The following is a 17553-nucleotide window of genomic DNA, read 5'->3' on the forward strand; positions in this document are numbered from 1 at the left end:
TTTAATTGATGAAAAATAACAACCGGTTTTTAAACTATTTACCATACTTGGTTGTTGCTATCGCAATGTTTAGTTTATTCAACTTAGGTGGAGGATCAAGTTCTACACAAAAGCTTTCATACAATGAATTGCTTAATGTGTTAGAAACTCAAGATGTCACTAAGGCGGATGTAAGCATTGGATACAATGTAATTCATGTTAAAGGGGTTTACAATGATGGGACACAAGATGTGATCTTCTCATCAACAGTACCAAATACTGAAAGTCAATCAGATTTAGTATTGGAATTACTTAATGAGGGACAAGTTGCAGTAATAGATTCGGAAGAAAGTAATCTATTTATTGATACCTTACTTTCATTTATTCCATACTTGTTGCTTGGTGGATTTGCTGTATTCATGTTAACTAAGATGAATGGTGGCGGAAACAACAAGGCCTTTGAATTTTCTAAATCTAGAGCTAAGCTTGAAGGCGACATTCGTGTCCGTTTTAAAGATGTAGCTGGATGTGATGAAGAAAAAGAAGAAATGATAGAAATTATTGATTACCTTAAATCGCCAAAGAAATTTGCGAAGATGGGTGCTCGTATTCCTAAGGGAATTTTAATGGTAGGTCCTCCAGGAACAGGGAAGACATTACTTGCTAAAGCTGTTGCTGGTGAAGCAGATGTACCATTCTATAGCATTTCAGGTTCGGATTTCGTTGAAATGTTTGTAGGGGTTGGTGCTAGCCGTGTTCGTGATATGTTTAAGAAAGCGCAACAAACTGCTCCATGTATGATTTTTATTGATGAAATTGATGCCGTAGGACGTCAACGTGGTGCTGGATTTGGTGGAGGTCACGATGAACGTGAACAAACATTAAACCAACTCTTAGTTGAAATGGACGGAATCGGTGAAAATGCGGGTATTGTTATGATTGCCGCAACAAATAGACCAGACGTATTAGACCCTGCATTATTACGTCCAGGACGTTTTGATAGACAAATTACAGTATCTTTACCAGACCGTAAGGGACGTAAAGAAATTCTTGAAGTTCATGCTAGAAACAAACATTTAGGACCAGATATTGACTTGGAAGCATTAGCTAAACGTACTCCTGGATTCAGTGGTGCAGATTTAGAGAATGTATTAAATGAAGCTGCGATTCTATCTGTTCGTGAAAGTTTAGATACAATTCATATGGCTCAACTTGATGAAGCAATTGACCGTGTAATGATGGGACCTGCTAAGAAGAGTCGTAAATATGATGAAGCTAGTAAAAAACTTGTTGCTTATCATGAAGCAGGACATGCAATTATCGGATTGTTCCTTGATGATGCTACAGTTGTACAAAAGATTACAATTATTCCTCGTGGTCAAGCAGGTGGATATAACTTGATGACTGAAAAAGAAGAAAAAATGATGCGTACGAAAAAAGACTTAATGAGTACAATCACTTCTTATATGGGTGGACGTACTTCTGAAGAAATTTTCTTTGATGATATTTCTGCCGGGGCATCGGGTGATATTGAATCTGCAACACGTATTGCACGTGATATGGTTACTTTATATGGTATGAGTGATTTAGGACCAATTAAATATGATAGTGGAAGTGGCAATGTCTTCTTAGGAAGAGATTACAATTCACCATCAAATGTATCAGGACAAATCGCATTTGAAATTGATCAAGAGGTTCGTAAGATTATTGATACTTGTCACAAACATGCACATAAGATTATTTCTGAGCATAAAGAAGACTTAATTAAAATTGCGAATGCATTGTTGGAATATGAAACAATCACTGCTGAACAAATTGATCGTGTAATCAAAGGATTACCAATCAATGAAAGTCTTCCTAAGACTGAAGTAAAAGTAGATGATGCAAATGTGGATGCACCAGTTGTGAAGAAAACAACTCGTAAACGCAAACCAAAAGCTGAACAAGATCAACTTCCATTGGAAGAACCTAAACCAGTAGAACAAAAACAAGATGAAAATCCTTCGTTAGATGAGATTAATGAAAATGACTCAGTTGAAGAAGAGATTGAAACAAAGACTCCAAAAATTTAGATTAACAAAGGGCGATAACGGTTAAAGTTATGGCTCTTTTTATTGACAAGAATACTTGTCAGAGTTATAGTTAAGTATGACAAGTATTCTTGTCAACGTATGAAGTGATGAGGAGGATCATAACATGTTAAAGAAGGTATTATCGTTATTCTTATGTGCTTTCATTGTTATTGGATTAACGGGATGTCAAACAAAACCTGTAGAACCCACTAGCAATCCAGAAGCCAATGTAGAGGAACAAGCTCGCTTTGATGAATTTACAAAAAATGAAATTAAAACTTATTTAGAGGATAATTATTTAACGGTACATCAAACTGTATCAAAACCGGAAGAATTTGGTGTTGATGTAAACAATATTGTTGTTCAAATGTCTGAACCTTGGAGTGAAGAACAATTTGCAAAAACGGTTGAAGAGTTTGAAGTAAGTAAAAAAGAATTTGAAACTTTTGATAGAAATGTATTAACTGAAAAACAACAAAATACTTATGATATAATTCAAGATCAAATTGAATTAAATTTAATGTCTAACAGTAAAGACTTTGAATATGTAGGAAATGTATTTGGTCTATTTAGTGGATTGCAAATTTCAGTACCACAAATTCTTTCGGATTTTGTTTTCCATGAGCCAAAGGATGTTGAAGATTTGATTGCGCTTATGAACAGTGTAAAACCAATGTTTGAAAGTTATACTGAATATGCAAAAAAACAAAAAGAAGCTGGTTATTTTATGTCAGACTACAATGTTGACGAAGTAGTTAACTACGCCAATAATCTAGTTAATGAAGGCTATGGCGAAGAAATGATGGCTGTTGTTGAAGAAAATATCAATGCATATGATGGCATCGATGATGCAGCTAAAGCAAAATATATTGAAGAAGCAAGAACTGCTTATACAGATGTGGTTGCACCTGCATACACTAAACTAGCAGAAGAACTAGAAGCATTAAAAGATCCTGAAAACAATCAAATGGGATTAGCTCATTATGAGAATGGTAAAGAAATCTATGAATTATATTACCGTATGTATACTGGTTCAACATTAACAATTGATGAAGCTGAAACAATGTTAAAAGAAAGACTTGTTTCAAGTGTGCAAGAAATGCAAGCAGCAATAATGAAAGACCCTGCAGCACTTGAATTAGTACAAAACAATGATTTAAAAGCAGGATATGATTCTTATGAAGCAATGATTGAAAGTTTAATTGCATGGTCTAAAGATCATTACACAGAAATTAAGATTCCTGAGTATGAAGCAGTACCAGCATCTAAACTAGTTTCTGATGGTGTTGGGGCTTACTACATCACACCATTTATTGACAAAGAAGGTAAAAACTTTATTCGTGTAAATACAAGCAATGCATCATTGATTGATGATTTACAAACTTATTATTATATAGCACATGAAGGTGTTCCAGGTCATATGTATTACTATAACTATGTTGTACAAAACGATATTGATCCATACAACTTATTACTTGCGACTTACCTTGGCTTCTCAGAAGGATTCGCAAACTATGGAGCATCATACGCTTTAGAAGCAGCTGATACAAATGAAGCATTAAAAGAAGTAATGCGTGCTAACTTTGATGTTAACTGGGCTGTTTCAGCATTACTTGATATTGGAATTCATTATCATGGATGGACAATTGAAGAATTCAATAGTTTCCTTGAATCTGTAGGATTTGGTGGAGTAGATATGACAAGTACATATTATATGACACAATCTAATCCGGGAGTTAACTTATCATATGGTATAGGTTACTTTGAAATCTTAGACTTACGTGAAAAAGCAGAAACTGAACTTGGTGACAAGTTTGATGAAAAAGCATTCAATGATACATTATTAAAATCAGGAAATGCACCATTCAGCATCGTAACTAAGAATGTTGAAGATTACATTGCGAGTAACAAATAAATAAACAAAGACACTTCGAGAAACTCGAAGTGTCTTTCTAAATAATAAAGCCTAGAATGATGGCTATTATCACAAGTACTGGTGCAGGTACTTTTTTTGTGTAAAGTAAGATAAAGAACAAAAGGACAAACAAGAATTGATTAAAAGGCAATAATGGTGTGAATAGAAGCGTAAATGCAGTTTTTAGTAACAAACCACACGCTACAGCACTAATACCCTTTAAGGCAATCTTGATGGCTTTAATTTGTCTAAGTTTATCCCAAATTGGATAAATAAAATAGATTAGGAATATACCGGGTAGAAAGATGGAAATTCCAGAACATAACCCGGAAAATATTTGCATAAATAAATTTGTATTTCTTGCAGTTAATCCCCCAACAAATGAACTAAAACCAAACATTGGACCAGGTAATCCCTGAATTAAACCATATCCAATTAAAAATTCTTGTTGGGATAGGAATTTGTAGTTGTCAACAAATTCAGAAATCATAAGAGGGACTACAACTTGTCCGCCACCAAATACAAGATAGCCAAATTTATAAAATTCATAAAATAAGATTGAAAGTAATGAACCAGTGAAAATCATAAGAAGATAACTTCCAATCGCAAAAATGAAAAATAAGATTAAATAAGTCCAAGATGGTTTTATATGGAAATCTGATATATTTACATCGGTTTTTTCTATTTTTATCATCACATAACCACCTAGAAGTAATAAAATAGGATACAGCCATGTTGCATGAATAAAGAAAGTTGCGATACCGCTGATTAATGCAAGTATGAGTGTAGGCTTATTAATGATGACTTTTTTAGAAATGTTGAATCCTGCAAACAAGACAAAAGCAATCGCCATGGGTGCTAAGTATCTTAGAAAATCAGTTGATAGATGATTTGATTCAAGATAAGGAAACACAATCGCAAGACCTGTCATTAAAACAAGCACAGGCAAAGCCCAAACTAAAAGTGTTAAAAAAGCGAGTAGTTTGCCTCCGACTTTATAACCAATAGCGGCTATTGTTTGAGTGCTTGTAGGACCAGGAAGGATAGAACATAGAGCATTAAGTTCAATTAGTTCTTCTTCGGTTAAATATTTCTTCTTATTAACTAGTTGCGAGTAGAAAATTCCAAAGTGAGCTTCAGGTCCACCATAAGCACCAAGTGAACAGATAAATACATCGAATAAAAAACGGGTAGTTTGCATAGAAATCCTCCAAAGATAATTCCGTATACTATTTTCACATAAATCAAGATGAAGTAGAACTCATATGCTATGGGGTTAACATAAACTTAATAATAAATTTTCTACACCATCATCAACTAAATCATCTTCTAGCTAAATTTCAACTCCCATTTTATATGCTTCTTGTAATTGTGATGAATGTTTTGCATCATCCTTTTCATATAATCCAGAGCCATAGATAGAATTCATAATTTTTGAACTAGGTAAACAATCCGTAAATCCTCTTAAGGAATCCATAGTCCGTTCCATTAAATCTTTTTCATCGGCAGCTGTTGCGATAAAATAGAAATCTTTATCACTGATTTCTGTGTAACGAGGTAATGTTCGATCAATAAGTGTTTTCATTTGTGCGCTCATTGAATAAAAATAAACGGGCGTTGCGAGAACAATAACATCTGCTTGAATCATTTTGTTAAGAATCTCATCCATTTCATCTTTTTGAACGCACTTGTGTGTTTTGCGACAACCATAACATGCAAGACAGGGTTTGATGTTCTTTTCTTGTATATAAATTGTTTCTGTTGTATGCCCAACACTTTGTGCACCTTGTGCAAAAGCATAACTTAGCTGTTCGGAGTTCCCATTTTTTCTAGGACTCCCTAATAAAATTAAAACTGATTTTTTCATCTTCTTCACCTTAATTTCCTTTAATAGCTAGACGATCTAGCCACGATATAATTTCTGGTTTTGCATCTTCTATGTTATTTCTTGAAATAGATAATCCTTGATTTGAGACAGATGCATTTGGTTCTAACTCTTTGATTGTTTCGATTGTATTAGAAAATCCAGAACCACCATGTGTATTGAATGGAATAATTGTTTTTCCTGAAAAATCATAGTCATCAAAGAATGTGTAGAGTATCATCGGCATATCACCCCACCAATTGGGATAACCAATGAATACAGTTTCATATTGATCGAAGTTCTCAATCGTATTATTAATGGAAGGTCTTGCGTTCTCTTTCTGCTCAGTAGATGCGAGATTTACTAACATCTCATGATTTGTTGGATAGACAGTAACAGGTTCGATTCTAAATGAAGTACCTTGTGTGTACTCTTGAATAACACTAGCAAAATATTGTGTATTACCCATAACTTCGCCGTTGATTACGACGGTACTATTCTCTTCTTCTGGGCTCATGTTGTTTGGTGTTGATGTTTCGGGTAAAGAGAAATAAACGATAAGTAGTTGATTTGATTTGTTTTGTGCGTTCTCAATATTATTTGAATCGACTTGTGTATTTGGTGTAGAAGAATTACATGCAACAAGTCCTAAAGTTAGAAAAGATAAAAGTAGGTAACGAATATACTTATTCATTATATTTTTCCTTTTCTATCTTCTACCATACTGATAAATCGATCTACAGTTTCTGGTGTTTGATGATTAAAGAATAAACTTATTTTGGAATCAAGGTCAGCAATTTTATTCATATCATCTAGAGATAATTCAAAATCAAATATTTCTAAATTTTCTTTCATTCTTTCGATGTGTGTCGATTTAGCAAGTGCCACAACATTACGTTGCATCAGCCATCTTAAGACAACTTGTGCTACAGATTTTTGATATTTATTACCAATTTCTTGTAAAACCGGATTTTCAAACATATTGTTTTTACCTTCACCAAAAGGTGCCCATGCTTGAATTTGTACATTGCGTTTAATCATATTCGTTTGCGCTTCGATTTGTTGGTGAAGCGGATTTACTTCAACTTGATTTACATGTGGGGGAATGTCATTGAATCCAACGATATCAGCTAAACGATCGGGTGCAAAATTGCTTACTCCTATGGCACGTATTTTTCCTTCTCTATATAAATCTTCTAATGCATGATAGGCGCCGTAGTAATCGCCGAATGGCTGATGAAGTAAAACCAAATCAATATAATCTGTTTTTAGTTTCATTAATGATCTTGCGATAGAAGTTTTTGTTTTTTCGTAACCATAGTTACTAATCCATACTTTTGTAGTGATGAATAATTTATCTCTCGGTATTCCACATTTATTGATGGCATTACCAACTTCTTCCTCATTGAAGTAGGATTGGGCAGTATCGATGTGACGATAACCAACTTTGATCGCATTTAATACACATTCTTCACAAATATCTTTGGGGATTTGAAATACTCCAAATCCCAATTTTGGCATGACTACCTGATTGCTTAACGTTACATATTCCATATTTTGATTCCTCCTTGACGTTTACTAATTACTTTAGTATGATCGAATTATAAAACTCGGTAGTAACTACCGGTCAAGAACTATTTTTAAAGGAGAAAATTATGTATTCAATGAAAGAAGTATGTAAGAAGACAGGTATGACATATGAAACACTTAAATACTATTGTAATGAGGGTTTAATTCCCAATGTAAAACGTGATGATAATAATTACCGTGTATTCGATGATCGTGATATTGCATGGATTGATAGTCTATCGTGCTTAAAACAATGTGGAATGAGTATTTCAGAAATGAAGGAATATATCCAACTTTGTTTAAAAGGGGAATCATCAATTCCAGAACGTAAAATAATATTGGATAAGAAAAAGGAATTATTGGAAAGAAAATTGAAGGAAGTAAATGATAGTATTCAGTACATTAATACAAAACAACAATTCTATGATGATGTCCTTGATGGAAAAATAAAATATAAAAGTAATTTGATTATTACAAATTAATATAAAAAAATGTATATTGTCTGAAAAAAATAAAAAAATTTATAAAAAAGTTAAGAATTGAAATAAGCGATAATATAAGGCTTTTTTTGGTATATACAATGATAAAAACTTCACAACTCCTGTAAACGATTACAGAAACCGCTTGCATTTTTTTGATGCATATGATAATTTAGAAATATAAATTAAATGTTGATCCACTTTTTAAAAAAGATTGTTTTTTTTAGAGCTTCATGTAATGGATTACATGGAAAGGATAAAAATGAAAAATCAAGAATCTGTAAAGATCAGTGACGTATCAAAATTAGCAGGAGTTTCTGTTGCGACAGTTTCTCGTGTCATAAATAACACATGCTATGTAAATCCTGAAACAAAAGAGAAGGTACAAAAAGCAATCAATGAATTATCATATGAACCAAACTTATCTGCACGTAACTTAAGAAGAAATACAAGCGGCGCGATTCTTGTGTTAACACCCAATCTTACTAACCCATATTATTCAAATATTATCGAGGGTATTAGTGAGACTGCAAGAAAGTATGGAAGTAGCACATTTGTATGTAGTTCTAACGGAGATAAGAAACAAGAAATGGAATTGATTAAAATGTTGGATAGCCGTAGAGCGGATGCAGCAATTGTTCTTGCGACTAACTATAACGATAAATGGTTATTACCATATGCACAAAAATACCCAGTCGTATTCTGTAGTGAATACAATCCAAAATTAAAAGTTAATCGTGTTTCAGTCGACAATTACAAGGCGGCCTTTGAAGCTACAGAATATTTGATTCAATTAGGACATACTAAAATTGGTATGTTGAGTAGTGAGAATGAGTATATCTCTACAAAACTACGTATGGATGGATTTCTGGATGCTTGCAAAAAACATGGAATCGATAGTTCTAAAAACATTGATTTCGCCTCCAGTGATTACTCCTTCCAAAGTGCTAGGAAACTAGCAACGAAATTACTATCGAAGAAAAATCATGTAACCGCCTTGTTTTGTATATCAGATATTCTTGCATTAGGTGCAATCTACGGTGCAAGGCAAGTAGGACTTGATGTTCCAAATGATGTATCAATTGTTGGATTCGATAACTTGGAATATGCGGAGATGATGGTTCCACAAATCACAACAGTAAATCAACCATGCAGAGAAATTGGAGTATCTGCGATGGAAAGAGTACAAGAATTATTAAATGATCAAGAAGAAAAACCAAAGGTTACTTTACTATCACATCAATTAGTAGTCAGAGGATCTACTGAAAAAATCAAATAGGGTTGAACGAGACGGGAACTCGTTAATCATAAAAATTTCATTAAGAAAGAGAGGAAAGAAAATGAAAAAAGGTTTAAAAGCATTACTCGTATCATTATTAGCATTAAGCCTAGCTGCTTGTAGCGCTCCTGCAAAGGAACCTGCAGCTGGAGGAGAAACTGGAACTACTGGCGATGATAAAATCGTAATTGGTGTTGTTGTTCCATCTGGAGACCATGGGTTTACAGGAGAAAGTTTAGCACATGCTAAAGCTGAAGCTGAAGCAATCAATGCTAGCGGTCAAAATGTTGAAGTTATCGTTAAAGACGGACTTGAAGCAAGTGACCAAATCACATCAATCGAAAACTTACTATCAAGTAGTAATCCTGATGTAATCGTATTATGGCCAATGGAAGGTGAAGCATTACGTAGTGCTGCACAATCTATTACAGATGCTGGTGTTAAACTAGTTATCTATGACCGTTTAATCGATGGTTTCAAAGCTGATACATTTGTTGGAGACATCATGGGAGATAACGTTGGTATCGGTACTCAAATGGGTAACTACCTAACAACATTCTTTGCTGATGATGATGCAGTTAATTACTTACGTTTCATTGGTGATGCATCAACAGTTGGTGTTCAACGTTCACAAGGTATGGATGATGTAGTTGATCCTGCTAAATTCGTTCAAATGAAAGACACATTCGTAACAAACTGGAGCTCAGAAACATCACAAAACCTTATGGAAGAATGGTTAGCTGGAGCTACTAAAGAAGAAATCGAAAGTTTAGATTTAATCGTAACTCATGATGATGAAATTACAGATGGTATCATGAATGCATTAGAAGCTTACACAGGTGGAGCTGACTTAAGTAACTTAAGACTTATGACTTCAATCGGTGGACGTAAAGAAACTTTAGAAAAATTCGATAACACTAAATTAGGTGTTAAACTTATCACTTATTACTTTGCTCCTGGTATGGTAAGAGAAGCAATCCGTTTAGGAGTTTCTGCTGCTCAAGGTGCTGAATATACTGGTGCAACATTGACTGATGGAGTTTACTTAATCCCTACATTTGCAATTTCTAATGCAGGTGGAGACGCTAAATTTGATTTCGAAGGATATAGAGGAAGCGATATATTCACAGAACGTTACAGCATTTTCGAATAATTAAAATTTGATGATGATGTTGAAAGTCGGTCGTCATTGACCGACTTTCTTATTTAAATAAAGGAGTAAGAATATGCTTGTTGAAATGAAGGGTATTGTCATGGACTTCGGTCCAGTTCGTGCTGTAAATAACGTAGATTTCTCAATTAATACAAAAGATATTGTTGGGTTACTCGGGGAAAACGGTGCAGGAAAATCAACACTAATGAATGTGCTTGCTGGAGCACTTCAGCCAACAAAAGGAGAAATCTTTATTGATGGTAAAAAAGTGCATATCGCTAATGCTCATGTTGCTAGTCAATATGGAATTCGCTTTATCCACCAAGAACTTAATCTTTGTAACGAATTAACGGTTGTAGAGAATATGTTTCTAGCACAAGAAATAACTAAAAATGGGATTACACAAACAAAAGAAATGGTAAACCGTTGTAAAGAAGTATTCGAAAGAATGAATGTAAATATCAATCCATTAAGTCATGTAGGAGATTTACAAGCAGCAGAAAAACAATTACTTGAAATTGCTAAATCACTACTGTTCAAATCGGAACTAATTATTATGGATGAACCAACAACGGCTTTATCAACAAATGAAATTGAGAATTTGTTCAATATCATGAGGCAATTAAGTGAAGAAGGTGTAAGTTTCATTTTCATCTCACATAAAATGCCGGAATTGTTTGAGATATGCAAAACATATTTCATTATGCGAGATGGAAACTATGTATCACAGGGGAATTTCAAAGATATCGTTGAAAGTGAAATTACTGAAATGATGATTGGTCATAACCTTGCAGAAGATTCATTTGATAACAAAGAAAACTATTCAAAAGACAAAGTAGTTTTATCAGTAAAAAATTTCTCGAGTGAATTGTTTCATGATATTAATTTCGAATTGCATTCAGGTGAAATCATTGCGATTACTGGGCTTCAAGGTTCAGGTAGAGAAGCAATTGCGGATGCTTTATTTGGTGCAGAAAAATACACAGGTATTATTGAAATAGATGGGCAAGCAATGAAGAAAGACTCTAAGATAATTAATTTTATGAAACGTGGTGTTGCGTTAGTACCACGTATGCGTAAAGAAAGAGGAATCTTTAATGATTTATCGATTTATGACAATATGTCAATGGCATTCATTAATACAAAATTAAAAAAATTATTAATTAGTGATAAAGATGAAAGTGAAAGATTTGTTAGACAACAAGCTGCAATGAAAATCAAAGTAGGTAATCCAAACAATCCAATAACTTCTTTATCTGGTGGTAATCAACAAAAGGTTATTCTAGGTAGATGGTTAGAAGCAGATGCAGGTATCATGTTGTTTGATAACCCAACACAAGGAATTGACGTTGGAGCTAAGTTTGAAATCTATCATTTGATACTTGAACTTGCAAAACAAGGAAAAGGAATTATTGTATTCAGTGCAGAATTCCCAGAAATATACAAAGTAGCGGATCGTTGCTTAGTTTTATATAAAGGGGAAGTTATGAAAGAAATGAATCGTGACGAATTAAATGAAAAAGATGTCATGATGTATTCAACAGGAATTAATACGGAGGTAAGAGCAGATGTTTAAGAGTTTTCAGGGGTTATCGTCAAAAGAAATACTAAGAAAAATTGTTCAAGATTATAGTTATTGGTTATCATTTTTTCTATTAGTTATTATTGCATCAATTATGAATCCAAATTTCTTTACTTGGAATAACATTACAAATATCTTTGTACAAAGTACAATGATTGGCTTAATTGCTATGGGTATGAGTATGGTTATCTCAGCGGGACAAATTGATATTTCGGTTGGTTCACAAGTTGCGATACTTGGTGGATTCGGTATTATGGTTTTAAACTCAACAGGTAGTGTTTGGGTTATGCTTGGGTTCTGTATTGTTGGAGGAGCTATTATTGGTACGGTCAATGGTCTACTTGTAGCCAAGGGACATTTGCCAGCGATGATTGCCACACTTGCAATGCAAACTGCATGTCGTTCTATTATTAACTTCTATGGTCAAGGTGGGCCATTTACAGTAAAACAAGAAATCTATGATAGTTTTAGAATGATAGCTGTTGGAGGCTTTCAATTAGGTGATATTAAGATACCGTATATGATGGTGATCTTCATCGTTGTTGCGATTATATTTAATGTCATCATGAAACGTACAAAACTAGGTAAACACATTTATGCAGTAGGTAGTAACGAAACATCTGCAAGACTTGCAGGTATTAATGTAGATATGACAAAAGTTGCTGTATTTACAATCACTGGAATCATGTGCGGTATTGCTGCTGTACTATATGCATCACGTTTAACTGCTGTTGCTTCTGCGAATGCTGCAGTTGGATATGAGATGGAAGCGATTGCTGCTGTAGCAATTGGTGGTACATCAATGAGTGGTGGTAAAGGAAAGATCATGGGAACCTTCTTAGGGGTACTTATGTTCAAGATCATTAGTAATATCTTAACTAGTGCTGATGTATCATCTTTCTTGAATGGTGCAATTAGTGGTTCTATTATTGTTATTGCGGTATTACTTCAAAATTTCCAAAATAGAAAGAAATAGGTGAACATATGTTGAAAATTGGAATTATTGGTTGTGGTAAAATTACACAAGTTCGCCATGCCCCAGAATATGCTGAAAATCCGAATTGTGAAATTGTAGCTTTCTTTGATAACAATCATGAAAGAGCACAAGAACTTGCGAAAGAATACAATGCAGTTGCTTGCGCAACACTTGATGAATTATTAGATTTAGATATAGATGCAGTAAGTGTTAATGTTGCAAACTTTGCACATGCTGATGTATCTATCAAAGCATTAAATAAAGGAAAACATGTATTAGTAGAAAAACCAATGGCAACTACAGTTGAAGAATGTGTTGCAATGATTGAAGCTGCTAAAGAAAATAATGTACAACTAATGGTTGCACAAAATCAAAGATTTGCACTAGCTCATGTTAAAGCACATGAATTAATTCAAAGCGGTGCGATTGGTAAAGTATTAACATTTAGAACAGTATTTGGACACCCAGGGCCTGAGGGTTGGACAGGTGATGCAAATTCATGGTTCTTTGATAAGAAACTTGCCCACTTTGGTGCAATGGCTGATTTAGGTGTACATAAAACAGATTTGATGCATTATTTATTAGATGATGAAATCACAGATGTATTTGCACAAATACGTACATTAGATAAGAAATATCCAGATGGAACACCAATCACAGTTGATGATAATTCTTATTGTATGTATCAAACTAAAAAAGGTGCAATTGGTACAATGCATGTGAGTTGGACTTTCTATGGTAATGAAGATAATTCAACAGTAATTTATGGAACAGAAGGAATTTTAAAATGTTATACAGATCCTGAATATTCTTTGATTCTTGAAAAGAAAAATGGAGAAGTAGAAAAATTTCAATTAGATCAAATGACTTCAAATAAAGAACAAACAAGTAATGGTAGAACAAATACAGGAGTAATTGATGGATTTGTTGAAGCGATACTTGAAGGTAAAGAAGTTCCTGTTCCAGGTTATGAAGCTAGCAAAGCAATGCGCGTAGTTATTGCTGCTGAAGAAGCGGCAGCAAAAAATTGCATGGTAAAGGTTAAATACTAGGGGTGAAATAATGAAAAGAATGATATCAATTTGTAGTGGACAATATGGAGACTTATCTCTAGAAGAATTATGTCAAAAAATGAGTAGTTTTGGATATGAAGGTTTAGAACTTGCAGTAGCGGCTCATGTGGATGTACATCAAGTAATAAATAAACCAGAATACGTAAAAGAACTATTTGCAACTTTAAATAAATATAATTTAAAGATAAGTGCGCTAGGTGCTCATTTAGTTGGTCAATGTGTTGGAGATAATTTTGATTCTCGTTTAAATAATTTTGCACCTAATGAATTAGCGAATCAACCTGAAAAGATTAGAGAATGGGCAATTGAAGAAATGAAAGATGTTGCGCGTGCTGCTAAGATACTTGATGTGAAGGTTGTTACGTGTTTCTTAGGTTCTCCAATTTGGGCATATTGGTATTCTTTTCCACAAACTACTCAACAAATGGTAGATGATGGTTTTAATCGTATTAAAGAATTATGGACTCCAATATTTGATGTTTATGACGAATGTGGAGTGAAACTTGCATTAGAAGTACATCCTACAGAAATTGCATTTGATTACTACACGACAAAGAAATTATTGGAAACAATAGAATATAGAGAAACACTAGGATTAAATTTTGATCCAAGTCATCTAGTTTGGCAAGGTATGGATCCAGTATTATTTATTAGAGATTTTGCCGATAGAATTTATAATGTGCATGCAAAAGATGTAAAAGTACGCCTTGATGGTAGAGCTGGAATTCTTGGTTCACATATTGAATTTGGAGATACAAAAAGAGGCTGGAACTTTGTGTCATTAGGTCATGGAGATGTAAACTTTGATAATATTACACGTGAGTTGAATCAAATCGGATATCAAGGCCCTGTTGCAGTTGAATGGGAAGATAGTGGTATGGAAAGATTTGCAGGAGCCAAAGAAGCATGTGAATATATCAAAAAATGGGACTTCCAACCATCAGATGTCAGCTTTGATGCAGCGCTTAAGACGGAGTAAAGAAGAGAAATAATTTAATATTGATAACCTGGAAACTTATGTTGAAGGGTTATTTTTATTTTTTGATAATAAGGCAAATAACTCGAAAAACAGTCAATTGGATATGCTTATAAGTGATTCATACATGAAAATAGGTTAATTATTACTCCATATAACCGAAATATAACTGATATCGATTATCATTAGGTTGTAATTAATAAAAACGGAGGTATTTGGTATGAAGAAAATTATAAAATTAACGATGGCATTAACACTTTTATTAACAACGTTTCCATCGTCAACTTGGGAAGTTTTTGCAACTGCTCAAGAGGGAGAAATTATAAATGTTGAAGATGGTTTTGTAGAAAGTACAGAAGATATTTCTGGTGAAAATGGTGAAACACCTGTTGTAACAGTAACACCTACAATTTCAATTGAACCAACTCAAACGCCAAATGTAGAAATAACTCCGACACCAGAAGTGGTAACAACACCAGAAGTGTCTGCAACACCAGAAGTGTCTGCAACACCAGAAGTATCTGTAACACCAGAAGTATCAGCAACACCAGAAGTATCAGCTACTCCAGAAACGGAAGCTGTAAAAACGGTGTTAACTGTTAATCATGTTTATACTGGTAATGATGTAGAAATTAAAGAAACAACAGTTGTTGAAAACCTTACTGTTGGTGATAAAATAAACAGCCATGATTTTGTAGTAGATAAAGAATATTATAATTTTGAAAGCGTTAGTGCTGACGAAATAAAGTTAGAAAAAGAAAACAACGAACTAACAATTGCTTATATTTTTCAACACTCTGAATCTGTGACTGGTGAAGTTATAAGTCAAACTAAAAAAGGAAGAAATGCATCTAATAATGAACCAGGTGCGGTATTCACGAAAAAAGAAGCTTCTTGGGTAGATTATGATACAGGACTTGCGAAGATAGAATTTACCGTTTCAGGAAATCCAGTAAAAAAAGGTTCTGATATATTATTGATTATGGATACTTCTGGAAGTATGGTAAATAATGATACTTCTGGTTCTATTCCAGAAGGAAGTTATGCTTCAAAACTAAAAGACGCAGTTTCTGCATTCTCTAATAATATTTTTACAGCAGATAGTGATGTTAGATTAGCAACGATTAATTTTTCGGATTATGCAAATACAGTTACCAACACTTTTGCATCATACAACGATATGATAATGCATCCACAGGGTGGCAAATACTCAGCAAGTGACTTTTTTACAAATACAATGTGGGATACAAGTAAAAAATTCTTTTTATTCGGAGGACAAACAAACTATACGAGTGCAATAGAAGCTGCAATTAAGATGATTAACGGAAGAACAGATAAATCACGTCCTGTTTATGTAATCTTTATGAGTGACGGAGCACCTAATAGTCCTAGTGAGACAGCTGGTAATGGACAATCGGCAATTGGTGGTCTTACAGCGCTTGCGACAGTATATTCAATCGGGTTAGAAATTGGTGAAGATTCATTTAATCAATATATAAAACCATTAGCAACTGATCAAAGTTTAGAATATGCAAAAAATACAAATGCAGCAGGGTTAGTTGATGTTTATAAAAATATCGCTGGCGAAATTAAAATAGCTGGAACAAATGGTCAAATTGTTGATGAAATTAATGATGAGGTATTTGAAATTGTTTATGAATCAAGTTTGCCAAAAATCGAGGCATCTCATGGAACAGTTTCTGTAGTAGATAATAAAGTAACGTGGACATTTGACACAATTACAGAAACTGTAAAAAAACTTACGATTTATGTAAAGGTAAATAATAAAAATGCAACAGGATCAGTCAATACAAATTTGAATGCTCAATTGAATTACACAAACTATAATGATGAAGATAAAAAAGTGGATTATGAATCACCGGTATTAACAATAGGTAATACTGGAATAATTCAAATATTCAATTATTTAGTAGATGAAAATGGTAATTTGATAGATCAAAAAGATTTACCAATAAGTGAATTTAGCAAAAGAGTAGATATCCAAAGTTATTTTTATCAAGATGAAACTTCAAAAGCTATCGATTTATCATTTGGGAAATATTCTGTTAATCCTCAAGAGTTTATTACAGTAGAAGGTCAAAAGTATGAATTGGTAACTGGTGCAATTCATAATTCTACTATTCCATCAGATGTTGAGTTGAATGGTACAAATAGAAATGTAAAATTGTATTTTGGTTATAAAAAAGTTAACGATCCTGTATACTATGATGTAACAATTCAGTATCAAAATGAAGAGGGTAGTACAATAAATGCAACTAAAACAATTAAAGATGCGCAATACAATACAACAGTTAACGCAATCGATCATATTATTGAAATTAATGGGTATACATTTAAAAGTTCAAATCCAGAAAGTGTAACTGTTTCCAGTGATGTACAAAAAAATAACATCATCTTAACTTATCAAAAAAATATGAAAAATATTTCATTCGAAATCTATGATAGAGTAGGTGGTGTTGATGAAACAACTGCGACTTATAAAGGTACGGCGAATGTATGGGAATTAGATTCACAAGTTGTACCGGTAGACTATCAAGATATTACGAAATCACAAAGTGTACATGATGGATATAGTTTGACTGGATATGAAGATGAAAATGGAAATGAAGTTGATT

General features: G+C 33.5%; 14 protein-coding genes. 10 read left to right on the forward strand and 4 right to left on the reverse strand.

Features of this window, described 5'->3' with window-relative positions; all coding sequences use genetic code 11:
* Window positions 1-8 precede the first annotated feature (8 nt).
* Window positions 9-2051, forward strand: coding sequence for an ATP-dependent zinc metalloprotease FtsH (gene ftsH / locus RR643_RS01850; RefSeq protein ID WP_332472269.1), 2043 nt, complete (start codon window positions 9-11; stop codon window positions 2049-2051).
* Window positions 2052-2175: 124 nt separating this feature from the next.
* Window positions 2176-3966, forward strand: a complete 1791-nt coding sequence (locus RR643_RS01855) for a DUF885 domain-containing protein (RefSeq protein WP_332469785.1) — start codon at window positions 2176-2178, stop codon at window positions 3964-3966.
* A gap of 37 nt (window positions 3967-4003) precedes the next feature.
* On the opposite strand, the gene chrA is transcribed toward RR643_RS01855, so the two are convergent.
* The 4 genes from chrA to RR643_RS01875 all read right to left on the reverse strand — a co-directional run bounded on the left by chrA (window position 4004) and on the right by RR643_RS01875 (window position 7384).
* Window positions 4004-5167, reverse strand: a complete 1164-nt coding sequence (chrA, locus tag RR643_RS01860; RefSeq protein WP_332482141.1) for a chromate efflux transporter — start codon at window positions 5165-5167, stop codon at window positions 4004-4006.
* A 132-nt stretch (window positions 5168-5299) separates the two neighbouring features.
* Window positions 5300-5833, reverse strand: coding sequence for a flavodoxin family protein (locus tag RR643_RS01865; protein ID WP_332482142.1), 534 nt, complete (start codon window positions 5831-5833; stop codon window positions 5300-5302).
* A 10-nt stretch (window positions 5834-5843) separates the two neighbouring features.
* The gene (locus RR643_RS01870) at window positions 5844-6524 is read right to left on the reverse strand and encodes a flavodoxin (RefSeq protein WP_332482143.1); all 681 of its coding nucleotides are present in this window, start codon (window positions 6522-6524) and stop codon (window positions 5844-5846) included.
* Window positions 6524-7384, reverse strand: a complete 861-nt coding sequence (locus RR643_RS01875; protein WP_332482144.1) for an aldo/keto reductase — start codon at window positions 7382-7384, stop codon at window positions 6524-6526. Before RR643_RS01875 ends, RR643_RS01870 begins: the two co-directional genes overlap by 1 nt.
* Before the next feature lie 101 nt (window positions 7385-7485).
* On the opposite strand from RR643_RS01875, the gene RR643_RS01880 reads away from it, so the two are divergent.
* From RR643_RS01880 to RR643_RS01915, 8 genes are all read left to right on the forward strand, one after another.
* Entirely contained in the window at window positions 7486-7881 is a 396-nt protein-coding gene (locus RR643_RS01880) for a MerR family transcriptional regulator (protein ID WP_332482145.1), read from the forward strand.
* A 259-nt stretch (window positions 7882-8140) separates the two neighbouring features.
* Window positions 8141-9157, forward strand: a complete 1017-nt coding sequence (locus RR643_RS01885; RefSeq protein ID WP_332469779.1) for a LacI family DNA-binding transcriptional regulator — start codon at window positions 8141-8143, stop codon at window positions 9155-9157.
* Window positions 9158-9218: 61 nt separating this feature from the next.
* Complete coding sequence (locus tag RR643_RS01890) at window positions 9219-10310, forward strand: sugar ABC transporter substrate-binding protein (protein ID WP_332469778.1); 1092 nt, start codon at window positions 9219-9221, stop codon at window positions 10308-10310.
* A gap of 73 nt (window positions 10311-10383) precedes the next feature.
* Window positions 10384-11886 (forward strand): sugar ABC transporter ATP-binding protein, encoded by a 1503-nt coding sequence (locus tag RR643_RS01895; protein ID WP_332482146.1) that lies wholly within the window; start codon window positions 10384-10386, stop codon window positions 11884-11886.
* The gene (locus tag RR643_RS01900) at window positions 11879-12868 is read left to right on the forward strand and encodes an ABC transporter permease (protein ID WP_332482147.1); all 990 of its coding nucleotides are present in this window, start codon (window positions 11879-11881) and stop codon (window positions 12866-12868) included. The genes RR643_RS01895 and RR643_RS01900 overlap by 8 nt, the downstream gene beginning before the upstream one ends.
* A gap of 8 nt (window positions 12869-12876) precedes the next feature.
* Complete coding sequence (locus RR643_RS01905; protein ID WP_332482148.1) at window positions 12877-13920, forward strand: Gfo/Idh/MocA family protein; 1044 nt, start codon at window positions 12877-12879, stop codon at window positions 13918-13920.
* 10 nt (window positions 13921-13930) lie between these two features.
* Window positions 13931-14920, forward strand: a complete 990-nt coding sequence (locus RR643_RS01910) for a sugar phosphate isomerase/epimerase family protein (protein WP_332469774.1) — start codon at window positions 13931-13933, stop codon at window positions 14918-14920.
* A gap of 217 nt (window positions 14921-15137) precedes the next feature.
* Window positions 15138-17553: VWA domain-containing protein (locus tag RR643_RS01915; protein ID WP_332482149.1), on the forward strand; the 2416-nt coding region annotated here is incomplete at its 3' end.

Origin of the sequence: Anaerorhabdus sp. (genome assembly GCF_036637135.1) — a bacterium.
Classification (GTDB): domain Bacteria; phylum Bacillota_I; class Bacilli_A; order Erysipelotrichales; family Erysipelotrichaceae; genus Anaerorhabdus.

Excerpts from the sequence above, each read along its gene's own strand:
- RR643_RS01905 (WP_332482148.1), top strand. The coding sequence starts at position 12,877 with ATGTTGAAAATTGGAATTATTGGTTGTGGTAAAATTACACAAGTTCGC.
- RR643_RS01885 (WP_332469779.1), top strand. The coding sequence starts at position 8,141 with ATGAAAAATCAAGAATCTGTAAAGATCAGTGACGTATCAAAATTAGCA.
- ftsH (WP_332472269.1), top strand. The coding sequence starts at position 9 with ATGAAAAATAACAACCGGTTTTTAAACTATTTACCATACTTGGTTGTT.
- chrA (WP_332482141.1), bottom strand. The coding sequence starts at position 5,167 with ATGCAAACTACCCGTTTTTTATTCGATGTATTTATCTGTTCACTTGGT.
- RR643_RS01870 (WP_332482143.1), bottom strand. The coding sequence starts at position 6,524 with ATGAATAAGTATATTCGTTACCTACTTTTATCTTTTCTAACTTTAGGA.
- RR643_RS01900 (WP_332482147.1), top strand. The coding sequence starts at position 11,879 with ATGTTTAAGAGTTTTCAGGGGTTATCGTCAAAAGAAATACTAAGAAAA.
- RR643_RS01880 (WP_332482145.1), top strand. The coding sequence starts at position 7,486 with ATGTATTCAATGAAAGAAGTATGTAAGAAGACAGGTATGACATATGAA.
- RR643_RS01890 (WP_332469778.1), top strand. The coding sequence starts at position 9,219 with ATGAAAAAAGGTTTAAAAGCATTACTCGTATCATTATTAGCATTAAGC.
- RR643_RS01875 (WP_332482144.1), bottom strand. The coding sequence starts at position 7,384 with ATGGAATATGTAACGTTAAGCAATCAGGTAGTCATGCCAAAATTGGGA.
- RR643_RS01895 (WP_332482146.1), top strand. The coding sequence starts at position 10,384 with ATGCTTGTTGAAATGAAGGGTATTGTCATGGACTTCGGTCCAGTTCGT.
- RR643_RS01855 (WP_332469785.1), top strand. The coding sequence starts at position 2,176 with ATGTTAAAGAAGGTATTATCGTTATTCTTATGTGCTTTCATTGTTATT.
- RR643_RS01865 (WP_332482142.1), bottom strand. The coding sequence starts at position 5,833 with ATGAAAAAATCAGTTTTAATTTTATTAGGGAGTCCTAGAAAAAATGGG.
- RR643_RS01910 (WP_332469774.1), top strand. The coding sequence starts at position 13,931 with ATGAAAAGAATGATATCAATTTGTAGTGGACAATATGGAGACTTATCT.